This window comes from Chryseobacterium tructae (assembly GCF_030409875.1).
GTDB lineage: Bacteria > Bacteroidota > Bacteroidia > Flavobacteriales > Weeksellaceae > Chryseobacterium > Chryseobacterium tructae.
Map to the genome: position 1 here is coordinate 453,685 of NZ_JAUFQR010000003.1, position 18,563 is coordinate 472,247.

The following is an 18,563-nucleotide window of genomic DNA, read 5'->3' on the forward strand; positions in this document are numbered from 1 at the left end:
ACTTTAACATAAATCATCGGCATTAAAATTGCCTATTAAGATCAGAATCATTAAAATAGATATCTTCGATTTGAGATTGCGGAAATTAGTTCGTATTTTTGCATCATTAAATCATTCTAAATAAATACAATGATAAAAGTATCAGACTATGCAAAGGAGAAAGCCATCCAACTTATGACGGAAGATGGTTTTAACCCTGCTGAAGATTATATAAGAGTTGGGGTGAAAAGCGGCGGATGCTCTGGTTTAGAGTATGTTTTAAAGTTTGACAACCAAAAAACAGAAACGGATCAGATTTTTGAAGATAACAATATTAAGATTATTATCGATAAAAAATCCATTCTTTATTTAGCAGGAACCACTCTTGAATATTCAGGAGGATTGAACGGAAAAGGGTTTGTTTTCAACAACCCGAACGCATCCAGAACATGTGGATGTGGAGAATCATTTAGTCTTTAGAGAAAAGACATAAGATACTAGACTTCAGACAAAACTGAAGTCTACAATCTGAAATCTAAAAAATAGTAATGAGTAAATATACTGAAGACGATTTAAGAGTCGATCTAGAAAATAAAAAATATGAATTCGGTTGGGAAACCAAAATTGATTATGAAGATTTCCCAATTGGTTTAAATGAGGATATCGTCCGTGCCATCTCCGCGAAAAAAGAGGAGCCGGAATGGATGACTGAATGGCGTTTGGAATCTTTCAAAATCTGGTTAAAAATGGTAGAGCCTACATGGGCTAATATCAAATATGAAAAACCGGATTTTCAAGCGATTCGTTACTACGCAGCTCCAAAAACAAAACCGGAGTTGGAAAGTCTTGATCAGGTAGATCCTGAATTATTGAAAACTTTCGAAAAGCTAGGGATTAATATTGAGGAGCAAAAAAGGCTTTCAGGAGTTGCTGTAGATATTGTAATAGATTCAGTTTCTGTGAAAACCACTTTCCAGGATACATTGGCAGAAAAAGGAATTATTTTCTGTTCCATCTCTGAAGCTATTAAAAACCACCCTGATTTAGTAAGAAAATATCTTGGAAAAGTAGTGCCAAGAGGAGATAACTTCTATGCAGCATTGAATTCCGCAGTATTCTCTGACGGAAGTTTCTGTTATATTCCTAAAGGCGTAAAATGTCCAATGGAACTTTCTACTTACTTCCGTATCAACCAGGCAGGAACAGGACAATTTGAAAGAACACTTGTCATTGCCGATGAAGGAAGTTATGTTTCTTACCTTGAAGGATGTACAGCTCCGTCAAGAGATGAAAACCAGCTTCACGCAGCAGTTGTGGAACTGATCGCTTTAGACAACGCTGAAATTAAATATTCAACTGTACAGAACTGGTACCCAGGAAATGAAGAAGGAAAAGGTGGGGTATTCAACTTTGTAACGAAAAGAGGACTTTGTGAAAGAAGTGCAAAAATCTCATGGACACAGGTTGAAACAGGTTCTGCAGTAACATGGAAATACCCTTCTTGTATTCTGAAAGGAGACAACTCTATCGGAGAATTCTACTCTATCGCGGTAACGAACAACCACCAGTATGCAGATACGGGAACAAAAATGATCCACATTGGAAAAAACACCAAGTCAACGATCATTTCTAAAGGAATCTCTGCAGGAAAATCTCAAAACTCATACAGAGGACAGGTAAAAGTAATGCCTTCCGCAAAAGGAGCAAGAAACTTTTCTCAGTGTGACTCTTTATTGATGGGTAACGAATGTGGAGCACATACTTTCCCTTATATTGAAATCAAAGATCCTACGGCTCAATTGGAACACGAAGCTACCACTTCGAAAATTGGAGAAGATCAGATTTTCTACTGTAACCAAAGAGGTATCGATACAGAAAGAGCAATTGCTTTGATCGTAAATGGTTTCAGTAAAGAAGTTTTAAATAAACTTCCAATGGAATTTGCTATTGAAGCACAGAAATTATTAGAAATTTCATTAGAAGGATCAGTAGGATAATCCACTGAAAAGATGATCCCTATGAAAAAGTTCTTACTCGTATTTTTTGGATTTATTTTTCTAAACCTTTCTGCTCAGGAAAAAGCAGGATTTCAACTTTCAAGTCATATTCTTGACATCTCACAGGGTCAGCCTGCAGGAAAAGTTGAAATAGAATTGGAAAAATATAATGAAACCACCAAACAATGGGTTTCTCTTGGTAAAAAGCAAACTGATAATAATGGCAGGGTTTCAGATTTTTTACCATATCAAAAGGCCGGTAATAATGGAAAATACAAACTTGTATTCTTCATAGAGGATTATTACAAACATAAAAATATAGAAAGCTTCTATCCGTCCATTGAAGTAATATTCAAGATAAAAGACAACGAGCATTATCATGTTCCGATTACTTTATCACCTTATGGATATTCCACGTACAGAGGAAGCTAGTACAATTATAAAAAGAAAAAGTTAGCAAGAATGTTACAAATTAAAGACCTTCACGCCAAAATTGAAGACGGCGCAGAAATATTAAAAGGGATTAACCTTGAAATAAAGCCAGGCGAAGTTCACGCCATCATGGGGCCGAACGGAGCTGGTAAGTCTACCCTTTCTTCTGTAATCGCTGGAAAAGAGGATTACGAAGTGACAGGTGGAGAAATCCTTTTCCAAGGAGAAGATATCATTGAAGATGCTCCTGAAGACAGAGCACACAAAGGAATCTTCCTATCTTTCCAGTATCCAGTGGAAATTCCGGGAGTTTCTGTAACGAACTTCATCAAAGCAGCTTTAAACGAAACAAGAAAAGCAAACGGATTACAAGAAATGCCTGCTAAAGAAATGCTTGCATTAATCCGTGAAAAATCTGAGAAATTAGGTATCAAAAAAGATTTCCTTTCAAGATCACTGAACGAAGGATTCTCCGGAGGTGAAAAGAAAAGAAACGAGATCTTCCAGATGATGATGCTTAACCCTAAATTGGCGATCCTTGATGAAACAGATTCAGGATTGGACATCGATGCATTAAGAATTGTAGCGGATGGGGTAAACCACTTTAAAAATGAAGGAAACGCAGTTCTTTTGATTACTCACTATCAAAGATTGCTTAACTATATTCAACCTGACTTCGTTCACGTTCTGGCAAATGGAAAAATCATCAAAACAGGTGATAAATCTTTAGCATTAGAATTGGAAGAGAAAGGTTACGACTGGCTTCTTAATTAAGAAGAAAACCAATTATCTCAGGGATTAAAAGTTTTTCGCCATCATTCTGAATGAAAGGTAACGAAATGAAGAATCTCTGCTATTAAATTTGAATTCCTTTCTTTGGAATGACAATGTTTTAGTTCAAATAAAAAGAAAAAATGGTGCAGACCACAGATATACCAGTAATGGCATTAAAAGAACAAATTATAGAGAACCATAATGAATTTTTGGAGAGTCTTCGTCACAGATTTCTGGATGATGATAGAAAAGCAGCTCTTCAAAAGTTTGGAAATATTGGTTTTCCAACAAAAAAAGACGAAGAATATAAATATACCAATCTAAAGGAGATCACGGAAAAAAGCTACAGCTTCTTCCCGAAAGAAAACCATAACATCACTAAAGAGCAGTTTGATGAACTGCACCTTGGTGAAGAGAACTTTGATTGGATTGTTTTTGTAAATGGTAAACTTCACAAAGAGCTTTCAAAAGTTTCTATTGAAAATGTAGAGTTTCTTTCATTCAATTATGCATTGAATGATGATAAGCATAAAGAGATCTTTGAAAAGTACTTTAACACGATTGCTTCCAAAGACCTAGCTTTCACAAACTTAAACCTTGCATACTGCAAATATGGTTTCTTCCTGAAGGTTCCTAAAAATGTAGTGATTGAAAAACCAATTCATGTTTTCTACATTTCTCAGAATCAGGATGAAAATACATTCTACAATACAAGAAATTTATTAATTGTAGAAGAAGGAGCAAAAGTTGAAGTAATTGAGAGTCACCACAATTTTGATGACACATATGTGTTAACGAACTCTGTTACAGAGATCTTCACTTATCCAAATGCTAAAGCAGACTGGCATAAGCTTCAAAACGATAATAATACTTCATATCTTATCGACAACACTTTCGCAAAACAGGAAAAAGACAGTTTAACGACTGTAAATACATTCTCTTTCGGAGGTAAGCTGGTAAGAAATAACCTGGATTTCATTCAGAATGGATCTAATATCAATTCATTCATGAACGGAATCACAATTATCGGAAAAGATCAATTGGTAGACCACCATACAGCGGTTCACCATAACTTCCCGAACTGTGAAAGTTATCAGAACTACAAAGGAATCTTCGATGGTAATGCTCACGGAGTTTTCAACGGGAAAGTTTTTGTTGATAAAATCGCTCAAAAAACCAATGCTTACCAACAGAACAATAACGTATTGCTAAGTGAAGGAGCAAGCATTGATACTAAACCTCAGTTAGAGATTTTTGCAGATGATGTAAAATGTTCCCACGGATGTACAGTAGGCCAGTTGAATGAAGATGCCCTATTCTACCTGAGAGCAAGAGGAATCTCCAAAAAAGAAGCTCAGGCATTACTTTTATATGCTTTTGCCAATGATGCCATGCAAAACATCGATATTGAGCCTCTAAAAGAAAAAATTTCAAAGCTATTGGCTGAGAAATTAGAAGTAGATATAGAATTTTAACCGTTATATATTGATACATAAAAAGCACTTCAAAATGAAGTGCTTTTTTATTTTGCATTGTAACTGCAACCTTTCTCTTTTTTATCATCTTATAAGAAACAAAACCATGAAAGTTTATTTAAATAAAGGCAATATGTTCGATATTTTCGTTAAAGATTAGTAAAATAATAGCTCTTCGGTTTGAAGAGCTATTTTTATTTTATATCTGAGTTTATTTCTTTAACCAGCTTTGGTTATCCTTATTATCTGAACGTTTCTTTCCGTTATCAAAATTATAAGCTAGTCCTACTCCCAAAGTCTGTTTTAACTGAGTTTTCCATATCTGATTGTGATCATATAATAGATCAAGTGTTACATTCGTGGAAATATATTTATTGATTTTCATGCTTAAAACTCCGCTATATCCAAGAACTAATCTTTCCGGATGATCCAGGTAGTTTGAAAAAACAGAAGCCGTATTAAGCAAAGTAATATTCTCCATAATTTTTAGCTTGTACATAGCTGTTCCCAAGAAACCGAACTGGAAAAGAGAAGAATCACCATCATTTTTAAGTCCATACGTTCCTGCTTTTTGAAGATCTTTATCCAATACAAAAGTCCATCTGGCATTCGCAGGACGTAATGTTACTGTAAGATTATCATCAGGACGATAAGTAACCCCTGCTCCAACGCTTAGGTAACCGGGTGCCATAAAGTTGGAGATTTTCTTTGCATCAGGATTATTACCATCTTCATAACCTGGTGCGAATTGAGTTTGAATTCCGACCCCCCCAGAGATATACCAATGTTTAGCAAACTCTCTACCATAGTTTGTAGATAAATTAATAACATCTTGAGTTTTTCTTACTCCGGTACCCTGTGTGTTGTTTTGGCCGTAACCAAGAATAATAATGTTTTCCCAAAGATCTTTTCCTTTTTCATAAGTAAGATTGTAGTTGACACCAGCAAGCCAGCCCACATTGTTGGCTCCACCCCCTACCCAGTTTGAAAAGGCAGCCTGATTAAGCATTAAAGTATTTTGCCCTTGAATAGACCAGGCTTTAACAGTATCTGTTACGGGAGCATCAGTTTTTGTTTCCTGAGCCATGGTCATAGCTCCAAAAGAAATGGAAGCGATTAATAAAACTTTTTTCATAATTAACGATTTCCTACAAATGTATAAATAATAATTTATGCCTAAATAAAATTCACTTTAAAATGAATTGAAATCCAAAGCAGTCATAGCCATAACAAAATGAAAATAAAACACTTAAAAAACCATTCTGCACATAGCAAACTTAAAGCAACTTAAAATCTGAATATTTAGAAAAGAAAAAAGCACTTCAATAATGAAGTGCTTTTATGAATGAATCATGATTGCTTATTTATTTTTTATCCACCACTGACTATCTTTACGGTCAGATCGTTTTACTCCATTATCCAGTGTATAGGCAAATCCAATTCCCAGCGTTTGCTTTAACTGTGTTTTTTCAATCTGGTTATGATCATACAGTAGATCTAATGAGATATTGGATGAGATATATTTATTAACTTTTAAATTAAGAAGAGCGCCATACGCCAATACAAGCCTATCAGGGCGATCCAGATAATTTGAAAAGACAGAAGCTGTATTTGTTAAATAAATATCTTCCATAATTTTCATCTTATATATAGCTGTTCCCAGGAAACCGAATTGTAATAAGGATGTTGCTCCATCACTTTTTAAACCGTAGTTTCCGGCAAGTTGTAGCTCTTTATCCAACACAAACGTCCATCTGGCGTTGGTAGGACGTAAAGTTAACGTCAGATTATCATTCGGTCTGTATGTGATACCCATACCGACGTTCAGGTAACCGGGAGCCATAAAGTTTGATATTTTTTTGGCTTCGGGATTATTTCCGTCCTCATATCCTGGCGCAAACTGGGACTGTAGACCTGCACCTAGAGAGAAATACCAGCTTTTGGAAAACTTTCTCCCATAGTTAGTAGAAACATTAATAACATCTTGCGTTTTTCTTATGCCCAATCCTTTTGTATCATTCTGCCCATACCCAAGGATGATAATGTTTTCCCAAAGATCATTGTCTTTTTCATAAGTAATATTATAATTAGCACCCGCAAGCCATCCTACATTATTGGCTCCACCTCCTACCCAGTTCGAAAAGGCGGCCTGATTAATCATTACAGTATTTTTTCCTAGCACCGACCAGTATTTTATGGTGTCTACCACTACTGAATCTTTTTTCAATTCTTCTTGTGCACTTGCATAAACCCCCATAAATATGGAAAGAATTAATAAAAACTTCTTCATTACTCTAAATAATTTTCAATGCAAAAATATTAATATAATTTTTTTTAAAGGTAAAATTTGCCCTTAAACAATATACTTTTTCTAGTTTCAACCCCTGACAACAAAATATTTCAATAAAATTGATGCCAAAATAATTGATTCTAAAGTTAAATTTGATACCTTTTGTCTTAAAATCAGATCAGTAGAAACCTTTTCATCGACAAATTTTCCGAAATTTAGCATTGGCTTTTGATTTGACGTAAAATATTCATGTTTAAAAATGTAATTTCCAAAAGAGCGATTATATACCCTTTGCTGATGCTATCCGCAATGTGGTTCGGATATTTTTTACAAATGCATGGCTTTTTTGGAAGTTGCTTCGGAGCCATCATACCTCTCGTTCCTGAAGGACTTCTGGGAGTGATTACCGCTCCTCTTTTACATGGAAATATCGATCATATTATAGGGAACTCCATTCCGATTGCCGCTCTGATGTTTTTATTATATCAATTTTACCCTTTAGTGGCCAATAAAGTTTTCATTATCGGATGGCTGGCAACAGGACTTTTGGTATGGTTACTTCCTCCTATTGATATCATGACAGGTGAATATATGTACACTTGTACTATCGGAGCCAGTGGTGTAGTCTATGTACTGGCCTTTTTCCTCTTCTTCAGCGGCGTTTTTAAATGGAATACAAAACTTCTGACGATCTCCTTACTTGTTGTATTATACTATGGTAGTTTAATTTGGGGGATGCTTCCAGAAGAGTTGTTTTACAATATGCAGGAACCCAGTAAAATATCATGGCAAGCGCATTTATCCGGAGCAATTGTAGGCAGTATCATAGCCTTTATGTTTAAAAATGTGGGTGAAAAAAAGAAAAAATTCATCTGGGAGTACCCTAATTACTACAGTGAAAAAGATGATAAATTATGGCAAGAGTACAAAGAAAATCATCCGGAAGATTTTCTGGAACTTCCCTATAAAAAAAGAGATGATATATGGGATCATTTGGATGAATTAAGGAAAAAATAAGACTTAATTCATTACATTTGATAAAAAACACACATGATCTCCGAAGAATATTTATATGCCATCGCTTTGCGCGAAAGCAACCAAATTGGTGACATCAATTTCCATAAACTTGTAAAAACCTTTGGAAGTGCAGAAAATGCATGGAAAAAAGCAAAAAAAGAATACAAAAAATTAGACGGAATTGGGCAGAAAACTGTTTCGGACATTGGAAATGAAAACCATCTGAAGTTTGCAGAAAAAGAGCTCAAATTCTGCGAAAAGAACAATATTCGTATCCAATTAAGGCATCTTGAAAAGGTACCATCTCTTCTTAATGAATGTATTGATGCTCCTTCTATTCTTTATCAAAAAGGAAATATTGACGATTCTCTTCAAATGATAAGCATTGTGGGAACCCGAAACATGACTGCCTATGGGAAACAATTCGTTGGAGACTTTTTTGAAGCCACCCAATCTTCAAAATATGTCTCGGTAAGTGGTCTTGCCTTAGGAGTAGACAAGGAAGTTCATGAACAATCTATCCTGAACCAAAAGCCTACTATTGCTGTTCTTGCCCACGGCTTTGAGTTTTTATATCCTGCAAAGAATAGAAAACTGTCAGAAAAAATTCTGCAGGACGGTGGTATTTTGTTAACAGAATTCAATTCAACGAGGAAGCCTGATCGTGAAAATTTCATTCAGAGAAACCGAATTGTAGCAGGTCTTTCTCCGGCAACCATCGTTGTGGAAACAGGATTTGGAGGCGGATCCGTAAGCACCGCAGCTTTCGCCAATGATTATAACAGAGACGTCTTCGCTCTTCCGGGAAAGATCACTGATATTCACAGTCAGGGTTGTAATCAATTGATATTACATAACAAAGCAACTGCTATTTCTACTATTAAAGATCTTATCAGTATGCTTGGATTAAACAGTCCTAAAGAAAAAATTGGAGAGCTATTTCCTCACAGCGAAACAACAATACAATTAACTGATAATCAAGAATTAATTTATCAATTCATAAAAGGTCATCCGCAGATATCATTGGATGATCTGGCACAGGAAATTGCCATTTCTTCGTATAAAATCTTACCGATAATTTTAGAATTAGAACTTTTGGGGAAAGTAAAATCATTTTCCGGGAGGCAATTTATAGCAATTTAAGAATTAACGATTTCTTAATACTGCATTATTTCATACATAACATTTCATTTTTAATAAATTTTAATCATAAATTATCAATTTAATAATATTTCAAAACATTATTATTTAATTTTTAACAATGTTAAAATATAGTGTTGTGAATCTTGAAAAAAAAATTAAATTTGTTGACAATAATATTCAACCTTAATATATGGAACAATATAATATTGACCAGAAAATCCAAGAGTTTATTGCAAAAATTGAAGCAAAAAATCCTAACGAACCGGAATTCTTACAGGCTGTAAAAGAAGTTGCCGTAACTGTAATTCCATTCATTGCTACGAGAAAAGAATATACCGGAATGAAGCTGCTTGAAAGAATGGCTGAAGCTGAAAGAATTATTATTTTCAGAGTTCCATGGGTTGACGATAAGGGAGAAATTCAAGTTAACAGAGGTTTCAGAATCCAAATGAACTCTGCTATTGGACCATACAAAGGAGGAATCCGTTTCCACCCTACTGTAAACTTATCAGTTCTTAAGTTCTTAGCTTTCGAACAAGTGTTTAAAAACTCTTTAACTACTCTACCAATGGGTGGTGGTAAAGGAGGTTCAGATTTCGATCCGCAAGGAAAATCTGATATGGAAGTAATGCGTTTCTGCCAGGCTTTCATGACAGAATTATGCAAGCACATCGGTCCTGAAACAGACGTACCTGCAGGAGATATTGGTGTAGGAGCTAGAGAAATTGGTTACTTATTCGGACAATACAAGAAAATCAGAAACGAGTTTACCGGAGTACTTACAGGAAAAGGTCTTGCTTATGGAGGTTCATTAATCCGTCCTGAAGCTACAGGATACGGAGTGGTATACTTCGCAGAGCAAATGCTTAAAACGATCGGACAAAATTTCCAAGGAAAAACAGTAACCGTATCAGGTTTCGGAAACGTAGCTTGGGGAGTTATCAAAAAAGCAACTGAGCTTGGAGCAAAAGTGGTAACACTTTCTGGCCCAGACGGATATATCTATGATAAAGATGGTATCAGCGGAGAAAAGATTGATTATTTATTAGAGCTTAGAGCTTCTGGAAACAACAGAGCTGAAGACTATGCTAAAAAATATCCATCTGCTGAATTCCACGCTGGAAAACGTCCTTGGGAAGTGAAGTGTGATGTAGCATTCCCGTCTGCAACTCAAAACGAACTAGATTTAGATGATGCTAGAAAATTAGTTGAAAACGGATGTCTTTGTGTAACTGAAGCAGCTAACATGCCTTCTACACTAGATGCAATCAACTATTTCTTAGACAATAAAGTATTATTCTCTCCTGGTAAAGCTTCCAATGCTGGAGGTGTTGCTACATCAGGATTAGAAATGACTCAGAACTCTATCCGTCTTAACTGGACTTCTGAAGAAGTTGATGCAAGATTAAAGGAAATCATGATCGGTATCCACAAAGCTTGTAGAGACTACGGAAAAGACGAAGACGGTTATGTAAACTACGTAAAAGGTGCCAATATTGCCGGCTTTGTAAAAGTAGCAGAAGCAATGTTAGCTCAAGGAGTTGTGTAACGAAAAATAATAAAGGTTGGGAGAAACTCCCGACCTTTTTTGATACAGCCTGTTCCCGGGATAATGGGAAAAAAGTAAAAAGTGAAAGGAGAAAGCGTTGCTATATGCAGCGCTTTTTTTATTTTTATAGGATGAACTCCTCCAAAAATATTGATGAATATATTCTCCTGTTTCCTGTAGAGGCTCAGGAAAAACTTATTGAGCTAAGAGTATTCATTACCTCTCAAGTTCCCCATCTTGAAGAATATATTGGCTACCAGATGCCCGCTTTCAGGTATAAAGGAAAACCTCTTATCTATTTTGCCGGATACAAAAAGCATATTGGATTTTACCCGGGAGCCGAGGGTATTAAAAATTTTGAAAAAGATTTTGAAAAAAGAAATTATAAGTTCTCTAAAGGCGCCGTACAGTTTCCGCTCGATGAAGAGAATCCTTTAGATCTTGTCGATAAAATTTTAGCGTTCAAAATGAAAGAAATTGAACAAAAAAAATCCTGAAATACAAGATTTCAGGATTCCGACTAGTGTTTACTAAAGTACTATCACTTTTTCTTTTTAGACTTTTTTTCTTCTTTGGTTGCTTCTGCAGGCTTAGTAGCTTCCATAGTGGATCCTGTAGTTGCAGTGGCTTCTGCCGCCGGAGTCGCTGTTGATGCTTCCGTTGCAGTTGTATTTTGGCTTTTTGTGGTGGTAGAATTCCAATCCGTCTTCGCTTCTGATGTCTGTGGTTGAGTTTGATGAGTTGTTGTTGGGTTATTAGTCGTGCTTTCTACTGGCTTCTGAGTCTGTGTCTGAGCCGACACTGCGATTACTCCGACTAATGTAAACGCTGCTGTTAAAAATAACTTTTTCATAATGTAATATTTAAATGATTGTTTAAACTAAACGGGATGTCATTTATAAAAATTATGCGCAAGTATCTTATTTAACGGACTTTATTATTTTTTAAGAAGAATTTACAAAAAAATAAATCGGATGAATTTTTCAAGAGAATCGAAACTGGATCATGGAGGTTTTTCCTGGTTGAAAGGACTTTTCTTAGCGTTTTCCTTCCTAATCCTTGTCAAGGTTTTGAACCTTGACAAGGATTACTCTTCTGTTTCAAGATTACTTCCCTATATTCTTCATCATTTTTTCAACAAACTCAAAAGCGGCCGGACAAATAATCGTGTTCTTCAGCATCAAGTTATTGATTTGATAGATTTTTTTACGGTCTGTATGTGGATATTCTCTACAAGCTTTCGGTCTTACTTCGTAGATAGAACAAGTATTATCATCATTAAGGAAAAAACAGGGAAGATTTTGCAATACTTTATCATTGTCTTCATCTACTCTTAGAAATTTAGCTTCAAAATCAGCAGACTTCATGCGAAGATGTTTGGAAATACGCTCAATATCTTTTTCCGTATACAGTGGCCCGGTGGTTTTACAGCAATTGGCACATTGTAAACAGTCTATTTTTTCAAAAACTTCATCGTGGGTTTCCTGTACTACATAATCTAGGTTTTTGGGCGGCTTTTTCTTCAATCCGTCCAAAAACTTCTTATGTTCTTTCTGCTTTTGTAAAGCCTGTTTTTTATAAAAATCTAAATTCATTTATTCTTTATTTCCCGCCTGAACCGGAAGATCTGTTTTTTGATATTCATTGATCTTGTCCAAATCTAAAATGGTAGCAAGGTTATTTTTATCAGGATAATACATAGGGACAAATTTTGCTCCGTATACAATTTCTCCTGTTACAAAAGAAGATCTCTGAACTACCGTATTGGAAAACACTTCATCAAATGCCCGCACCTGAACAATAATTTCAATATCTGTACTTTTAAAATCAGCCTCAGAAAAACCATAAAACGGAGAGTCTTCATCTATTTTATGAACAACAGTCCAGTTCAATGCTAATGTATTTATTTTACTTAAATGGGTTTGCAATCTGTAGAAGTTACTTTTAGCAACATCATTTTCAACCACTTCTATTGCTGTAGATACAATGACATCAGCATCTGTAAGGGCATTATTTTTATAGGGAGCTAATCTGAACATTAAAGCTGTAGCATCTTCAAAAGGAGCAATCACGGCAATATCGGAAAACCTTAAATAAGCCCTCGGCCTTGAAAACCTTCCATAGAAAAGCCCTGTTGCAATGGCAAAGGTAAGCAATCCCAGAAAAGCTTCAAAAGTAGCTACCAGACTGGCTAAAAATCCAACAGGAGCAATTCTTCCATATCCTACTGTTGTAAAGGTCTGCGAACTGAAAAAGAAAACATCAATAAATTCATTCAAAGGGTCACTTTTATCAATTCCCGTAAGGTGTTCTACTCCTATCAGGTAATAGATCATTGCAAATACAAGATTGATGAGGATATAAGCCACTACCAGGTATGAAATAAACCGAAATGAAGATAGATTCAGCATCGTGTGATACCAACTCAGGCTGTTGAAACATTCACTCCTGTTCTTTTCACATTTGGGAGGCCATCCTTATTGATAAACCTTCCTGAGGCATTGCTTCCAAAACCACTATTTTCAGTGTTTTTCTGGCGGATCTTTTTTCTGAACCCTCTTGTCATCTTATATCATTTGTTTCTGAATAATTTACTCCATGATCATTCACCTACTTCTATTTCCGGGTACAAAGATAAAATATTGTTTTCATGAATTTTATCAATCGAATCATTACTTATTCAATTTGATTTTACAGTACATTTGGAATATGAAAAAGCTTGAATCAAGAGAGGATATTGAACACCTGGTCAATTCATTCTATACCAAAGTAATAAAGGATGAAACCATTGGTTTCTTCTTTAATGATGTTGCCAAAGTAGATTGGGATAAGCATCTTCCCAAAATGTATTCTTTTTGGGAATCTATTCTTTTTGGGCAAATGACTTATAAAGGAAATCCAATGGGAGTACACTTTCCGATCAATGAAATACAGGCTATGGAACAAAAACACTTCGACAGATGGCTGGAACTATGGAGAACGACCATTGAGGAAAATTTTGTAGGTGAAAACGCTGATATGGCGATCTATAAATCCGAAAATATTGCCAAGTTGATGGCCTTTAAAATGGAATTAGCGAGAAGACTGTAATGCGTTGCAAATTTTCACGATACGAGTTTCGGGATATCTCTTTTAAGGGACAATGACCGTAAAAATATATGCAGCTAGATTCACCAATAGTACCGTTCCGTATAATATATTTGTTTTTCCACGGCTTAATGAAAGCATTACGATAAAGACAGAAAGGGAAAGGAGGATAATATCTTTTTTATCTAATCCCAAGACCAATGGAATATCATATGTAATACATACTGCGGAAACAGCAGGAATTGTTAATCCAATACTCGCTAATGCAGATCCTAATGCCAGATTTAAACTAGATTGTATCTGATTACTTCTTGCAGCTCTGATTGCTGCCACACCTTCCGGAAGAAGAACTACGGCTGCAATAATTACCCCTACAAGTGATTTGGAGCCCCAGCACTTTGTACCATTCCTTCAATCGTATTCGAAAGTCCTTTTGCCATTAATACGACAATTACAAGACAAACAATCAGGAAGCCGAAGCTTATCAAGGTTTTTGTTAAAGTAGGAATATAATGTTCTTCAGGATGTTCATCAGGAACTATAAAGTAACTTCTGTGTCTCACTGTCTGTACCATTAGGAAAACTCCATAAATTACAAGACATGCAATGGAAATAAATATAAGTTGTGCTTCATTATAGAAAGGCCCATTGACACTTGATGTAAAGTTAGGAAGAACCAGCGTAAGAATAAGAATTGAAACCGTACTTACCAGGTAAGTAGTTGCTGAAGTTCTTGCAAAGAATTGTTCATGATATTTCACACCACCTACCAAAATACAGATTCCTAAAATCCCATTCAGGATCAACATTACGGCAGCGAAAACGGTATCTCTGGCCAGCGTGATCGCCTGATCTCCGCCGGCAACCATCAGTGAGATGATCAGCGCAACTTCAATGATCGTTATACAAAGAGCCAAAATAATGGTACCAAAAGGTTCTCCTACTTTATGAGCCACCATTTCAGCATGGTGTACTGCCGATAAAACACTCCCAATGAGTAAAATACCGGCAATAATATCATAAGTAACGCCGCCTCCCATCAGTCCGGAAAAGTAATAACCTACCGCAAGGACAGGAAAAATATAGGTGTAGTGTAAAAGTTCTTTAGGTTTCATATCGTGACTACAAAATACAAAAAATCTATAACATTTTCAATATTAAAAGAAAATATTAATGTTATTTTAATGAGGCCAGAAGTTAAAGTCCTGATAATCTGTAAACATATGAAACAGAAGTCCAATTCCTATAATTCTGGTATTTCCTTTAAAAAATAACATCAAAAAATACACCGCAATGGCATAATAGGAATGTAAAAAATGGAAACCGATACTTTCTCTTGAAGGATCGAAAATAGGATTGGCAAAAAGATGATCCAGATCTACCAGCATTGTTGCCAATAATATAAGATATACCCGCTTCCAATCTTTAGGATAAAAGACCAGCGCTATAAACACGGGAAAAACAAAATGCAAAAAATAATGGGTGCAGGTTTTAAGCAAAGCAATTTCTGATGGAGCCATTAATGGATATTTTTTCAGGTTCTATAATTACCACCGTAAAATTAAGGGTAAATCTCCTTTCTTCGCTTTTATTTTCACCCAATAATTCTGCGACTGATTTCCATATAACACGTACTCAACTTCAGAAATAATTCGTTTCTCTGTATTACTCAATGTTTTTAAAGATGAATACAACAAAGCATTATTTCGGATCAAGATGTAATTTGCGTTTAATGACGGCGATAATACTACTGTTTTTCTTGTAGATTTTATGACAACTCCATGATTATTCTGACTGATTGTATTGGGTTGAAAAGGAATTGCGGTGAATTGGTTTTCATCATTGATCCATTTTTGAGATTGGAAATACTTCCATGTTCTTCCAGGATCTATACTTTGAATATCTATAGTATAAGTAGGCTGAGTAATCTTTTGAAAGGTCTTTTGTTCAATTTCATTAAAGTTATCATCATACCCATAGCTGATAATAGTATCGTTGATTTGTTCTAGATCAGCAATACCTTTTAAGGAAGTAATTCTTGAGGAATCAACCAAGCTCTTATTGAAAAGTCGGGTAAAATTTATAATATTTTCTTTGTCTAATTCTGCTTGAAAAAAGTGATTTCCTTTTTGAAGCTTTGAAGCAATTGAATTAAAAACTTCCGGGTTTGAATTATTTTTTATTTCAATTTCATCGTGGTTCAGTTCAATAGCAAAGCTTTGAATTTTTTGCCCTGAAATGAATGAAATACTTCCCAATGAATTCTGAATCAACTGATCTGCATCTCTAACAGAGTTTTCAGATTGCAGGAAAAACTCCTGATTAATCATTTCCAAAGCATGATCAGAAGTTCCTACAATACAATGATTCCCTTTTATCATAAGGAAAAACTGCCCCTTTCGAAAATGATTATTTCCCTGATCTGTAAACTTTTGTTTTTTTAAAAAAGAAATGAATTTTTGAGCATCTTTAAGCTCTAAAACGCTATACCACTCAGAAAACTTAGTGTCTTTAATGTGGAAAACCTGCAAAAAGTCCGGAATCCTGATTCCTGCATTTTTCGGAGAGCTTACGTGATCTCCTTTTGTCTTACTTCCTGCCCACTTTGAAGGATGAATAGCTAAGTTAAAAAGGTATTGTCCCGTCAATTTTTTACTATCGATTAGAACCACTGCATCTGCACGCTTAGAAATGTATCTAAGGTTCTTATCTTTATGAAAAATCACAAAATATATTGCAACAGCGAGCAATAAAAGTAACGGGATAATAATCTTCTTTTTTTTCATCTATAAGACTGGTGACTTCTTTTCGGTTTCTTTTGTTTTAAAAACCTGATCGAATACATCAAAGAAATACATTAAACTGTTTTCTGAAGAGTTTTTGATATTATAATTCATTTCAGTCTGGATACTTTCTCCTTTTACTTCTGTTTTATAATACAATTCGCCTATATTTTTTTTGATGGCATCCAACGCTTTTCTCTCTTTAGGACTTTTGAATTCTTTATCTAATCCGGTTAAAAGTTTTTGGATATCTAATCTTCCGGATAAAGGATATTTAGCTGAGTCTTTCGCCCATTTCCTAGAAATATCAGATTGGTTTACAGGTAAAATATTATCTGCAGAACTCATCAGATATACCACCCCATCTTTTACAGTAAAGAACAACTGGTCAATGTAGCCTCCGTTTTTCTCTTCCTTAAAGGTGTATAAGTTTCCTTTTTTAGAGAACCTTTTAGACAGCTTTTTATTCGTAGTCAGTAAATCAAAAATACGAGTCCAATAGCCTTCGTTCTCTGTGGCAAAAGCAAAAGTAAAGTTAGGAACAGCAATTTCCTTGGTTTTCTTTACTTCTTTTTCATTGAAATCAGCGTCGTATTCATAATCAGTATACTCTACTTTTTTAGATTTCAATTCATTCAAAACAAAGATTCCATTTCCTGGTGCTATTTTAGCAATCGCTTCTTCATCCAGAACAATCTTCATGGTTTCCATGATCAGTTCCATTTCTTTTTTGTACTCAAGCTCTCCGGAATTCTGAAGAAGGCTATACATCATATCAAAACATTTCGCTCCATTTACGTTCATCGCATAGTAACCGACGCTTTTTTCATTGATCAGTTCCAGCAATTTTTTATTTTTCTTTCCTTTATAAATGGCCGATATATTTTTCTGAATATCATTGTTTCGATGTTGATAATTATTAACCAATCTTACTTTATCTTTATCAAAATACAGATTGTATGAAGAGTTGGAATTGTACATATTTTTGAAGAACTCTCCATACGCATAATACTTCGTCATCTTCCCATAAATCCCTTCATTTACAATTCTGCCATAGTCCGTATAGACAAAAACATCGGAATTGGCATCTCTGAACGACAGCATTTCTTTGGGAACATCAATTTCTAAATTTGAACTGAAGTATTGGTCAAACCTATCTTCAGCCTTCTTTTGAACAATTTTGAAGTTTTCTCTGCGGATAGAGTCCTGTTCTTTCTGATAGGCTTTTTCATATTCATCATCATAAGCTTCGTTAGGCATTTCTTCTCCATTTTCAGGATTTTCAGCGCTTTCTTTTTCTGCAGGATATTGATGATGCTTTTGTAGGTATTTGATATCTTTCTGAATTCTTGCGATCTCGTTATTATTATCTTTAATACTTTCTTTCAGGTACTTAACATCTTCCTTAAGATTTTTAATTTCCTCTTTATAATCAAAAGGTTTTTCAGGTTCAGCAGTATAAATACCATCTGTGCTAGCATCTACTGCAACCGAATCAATAGCGACAACAGCAGTACTGTCTGTGACAGCCTCTGCCTCTGAAGACCAAAGATCTTTATAAGGTTTGGTATAGCTTATCATGCTGAGAACAGCTCTACTACCATTCCATGCAACAAAAATATCATCATCAATATCTACATAAGAATAGTTCTTTCTGTTGAAAACTTCCTGTCCTTTTTTCTTCATAGAATGAACAAACTCCTGGAACTTTTCATTATTATCAATGATAAAATGGGTATTATATGTCTTTATAGAATCATTAAAACTTGCATAGTGATATTGAACGGCATCGTATTTAATTCCTGTTTTGGAATAATCTGTCCATGTAGGCTTTTCCTTACTTTTCTTGCTAAGTTCATGCAGCAATGGATTCAGTTTATTCCAGTTGATTTTATTATTAAGCTCCTTTCCGTTGACTTCCATATAAAATACGGCATCTGACGGAAGTTTCATGCTGCTTTGGGCAAAAGCCAACGTAAAACCAAAAAGTATGAAAATAATTTTTTGCGTTTTTAAGAATATAGATTTCATGACTAT

General features: G+C 35.1%; 19 protein-coding genes and 1 pseudogene. 10 read left to right on the plus strand and 10 right to left on the minus strand.

Going from position 1 to position 18,563, the window contains the following annotated elements; all coding sequences use genetic code 11:
- Positions 1-129: 129 nt before the first annotated feature.
- From QWZ06_RS25775 to sufD, 5 genes are all read left to right on the plus strand, one after another.
- A complete protein-coding gene (locus QWZ06_RS25775; RefSeq protein ID WP_076596478.1) occupies positions 130-459 on the plus strand; it encodes a HesB/IscA family protein in 330 nt (109 codons plus the stop codon).
- A 68-nt stretch (positions 460-527) separates the two neighbouring features.
- The gene (sufB, locus tag QWZ06_RS25780) at positions 528-1,976 is read left to right on the plus strand and encodes a Fe-S cluster assembly protein SufB (RefSeq protein WP_290301981.1); all 1,449 of its coding nucleotides are present in this window, start codon (positions 528-530) and stop codon (positions 1,974-1,976) included.
- A gap of 21 nt (positions 1,977-1,997) precedes the next feature.
- A complete protein-coding gene (gene uraH / locus QWZ06_RS25785) occupies positions 1,998-2,408 on the plus strand; it encodes a hydroxyisourate hydrolase (protein WP_290301982.1) in 411 nt (136 codons plus the stop codon).
- A 30-nt stretch (positions 2,409-2,438) separates the two neighbouring features.
- Positions 2,439-3,182: a Fe-S cluster assembly ATPase SufC gene (sufC, locus tag QWZ06_RS25790; protein WP_290301983.1), complete on the plus strand. Its 744-nt coding sequence runs from the start codon at positions 2,439-2,441 to the stop codon at positions 3,180-3,182.
- A 167-nt stretch (positions 3,183-3,349) separates the two neighbouring features.
- Positions 3,350-4,657 (plus strand): Fe-S cluster assembly protein SufD, encoded by a 1,308-nt coding sequence (sufD, locus tag QWZ06_RS25795; protein WP_290302384.1) that lies wholly within the window; start codon positions 3,350-3,352, stop codon positions 4,655-4,657.
- Positions 4,658-4,868: 211 nt separating this feature from the next.
- On the opposite strand, the gene QWZ06_RS25800 is transcribed toward sufD, so the two are convergent.
- Positions 4,869-5,792: a DUF3078 domain-containing protein gene (locus QWZ06_RS25800; protein ID WP_290301984.1), complete on the minus strand. Its 924-nt coding sequence runs from the start codon at positions 5,790-5,792 to the stop codon at positions 4,869-4,871.
- A 225-nt stretch (positions 5,793-6,017) separates the two neighbouring features.
- A complete protein-coding gene (locus tag QWZ06_RS25805; RefSeq protein ID WP_290301985.1) occupies positions 6,018-6,947 on the minus strand; it encodes a DUF3078 domain-containing protein in 930 nt (309 codons plus the stop codon).
- 249 nt (positions 6,948-7,196) lie between these two features.
- Here QWZ06_RS25805 and QWZ06_RS25810 point away from each other — a divergent pair, with 249 nt between their 5' ends.
- The 4 genes from QWZ06_RS25810 to QWZ06_RS25825 all read left to right on the plus strand — a co-directional run bounded on the left by QWZ06_RS25810 (position 7,197) and on the right by QWZ06_RS25825 (position 11,153).
- The gene (locus QWZ06_RS25810; RefSeq protein WP_290301986.1) at positions 7,197-7,964 is read left to right on the plus strand and encodes a rhomboid family intramembrane serine protease; all 768 of its coding nucleotides are present in this window, start codon (positions 7,197-7,199) and stop codon (positions 7,962-7,964) included.
- 33 nt (positions 7,965-7,997) lie between these two features.
- Positions 7,998-9,107, plus strand: a complete 1,110-nt coding sequence (gene dprA / locus QWZ06_RS25815) for a DNA-processing protein DprA (protein WP_290301988.1) — start codon at positions 7,998-8,000, stop codon at positions 9,105-9,107.
- Positions 9,108-9,297: 190 nt separating this feature from the next.
- Positions 9,298-10,656 carry an NADP-specific glutamate dehydrogenase gene (gene gdhA, locus QWZ06_RS25820; protein WP_115968363.1) on the plus strand — a complete coding sequence of 453 codons (1,359 nt, stop codon included), beginning with the start codon at positions 9,298-9,300 and terminating at the stop codon, positions 10,654-10,656.
- 131 nt (positions 10,657-10,787) lie between these two features.
- The gene (locus QWZ06_RS25825) at positions 10,788-11,153 is read left to right on the plus strand and encodes an iron chaperone (protein ID WP_290301989.1); all 366 of its coding nucleotides are present in this window, start codon (positions 10,788-10,790) and stop codon (positions 11,151-11,153) included.
- Between the two features lie 44 nt (positions 11,154-11,197).
- Here the strand turns inward: QWZ06_RS25825 and QWZ06_RS25830 are convergent, their stop codons facing one another.
- The 4 genes from QWZ06_RS25830 to QWZ06_RS28065 form a co-directional block, all read right to left on the minus strand.
- Positions 11,198-11,509 (minus strand): hypothetical protein, encoded by a 312-nt coding sequence (locus QWZ06_RS25830; RefSeq protein WP_290301990.1) that lies wholly within the window; start codon positions 11,507-11,509, stop codon positions 11,198-11,200.
- A gap of 253 nt (positions 11,510-11,762) precedes the next feature.
- Positions 11,763-12,251: a YkgJ family cysteine cluster protein gene (locus QWZ06_RS25835; RefSeq protein WP_290301991.1), complete on the minus strand. Its 489-nt coding sequence runs from the start codon at positions 12,249-12,251 to the stop codon at positions 11,763-11,765.
- Positions 12,252-13,067, minus strand: coding sequence for an ion channel (locus tag QWZ06_RS25840; protein ID WP_353960038.1), 816 nt, complete (start codon positions 13,065-13,067; stop codon positions 12,252-12,254). It abuts the gene before it with no gap.
- A 14-nt stretch (positions 13,068-13,081) separates the two neighbouring features.
- Positions 13,082-13,222 carry a hypothetical protein gene (locus QWZ06_RS28065; protein ID WP_353960039.1) on the minus strand — a complete coding sequence of 47 codons (141 nt, stop codon included), beginning with the start codon at positions 13,220-13,222 and terminating at the stop codon, positions 13,082-13,084.
- 143 nt (positions 13,223-13,365) lie between these two features.
- Here QWZ06_RS28065 and QWZ06_RS25845 point away from each other — a divergent pair, with 143 nt between their 5' ends.
- On the plus strand, positions 13,366-13,746 hold the full coding sequence (locus tag QWZ06_RS25845) for a group III truncated hemoglobin (protein ID WP_290301992.1): 381 nt from the start codon (positions 13,366-13,368) through the stop codon (positions 13,744-13,746).
- A gap of 42 nt (positions 13,747-13,788) precedes the next feature.
- Here the strand turns inward: QWZ06_RS25845 and QWZ06_RS25850 are convergent.
- The 4 genes and pseudogenes from QWZ06_RS25850 to QWZ06_RS25865 form a co-directional block, all read right to left on the minus strand.
- A pseudogene (locus tag QWZ06_RS25850) lies at positions 13,789-14,858 on the minus strand (calcium:cation antiporter).
- Positions 14,859-14,924: 66 nt separating this feature from the next.
- Positions 14,925-15,263, minus strand: coding sequence for a DUF6122 family protein (locus QWZ06_RS25855; protein ID WP_290301994.1), 339 nt, complete (start codon positions 15,261-15,263; stop codon positions 14,925-14,927).
- A gap of 27 nt (positions 15,264-15,290) precedes the next feature.
- Positions 15,291-16,529, minus strand: coding sequence for a hypothetical protein (locus QWZ06_RS25860; protein ID WP_290301995.1), 1,239 nt, complete (start codon positions 16,527-16,529; stop codon positions 15,291-15,293).
- Positions 16,530-18,557 carry a hypothetical protein gene (locus QWZ06_RS25865; RefSeq protein WP_290301996.1) on the minus strand — a complete coding sequence of 676 codons (2,028 nt, stop codon included), beginning with the start codon at positions 18,555-18,557 and terminating at the stop codon, positions 16,530-16,532. It abuts the gene before it with no gap.
- Between the last annotated feature and the right edge of the window lie 6 nt (positions 18,558-18,563).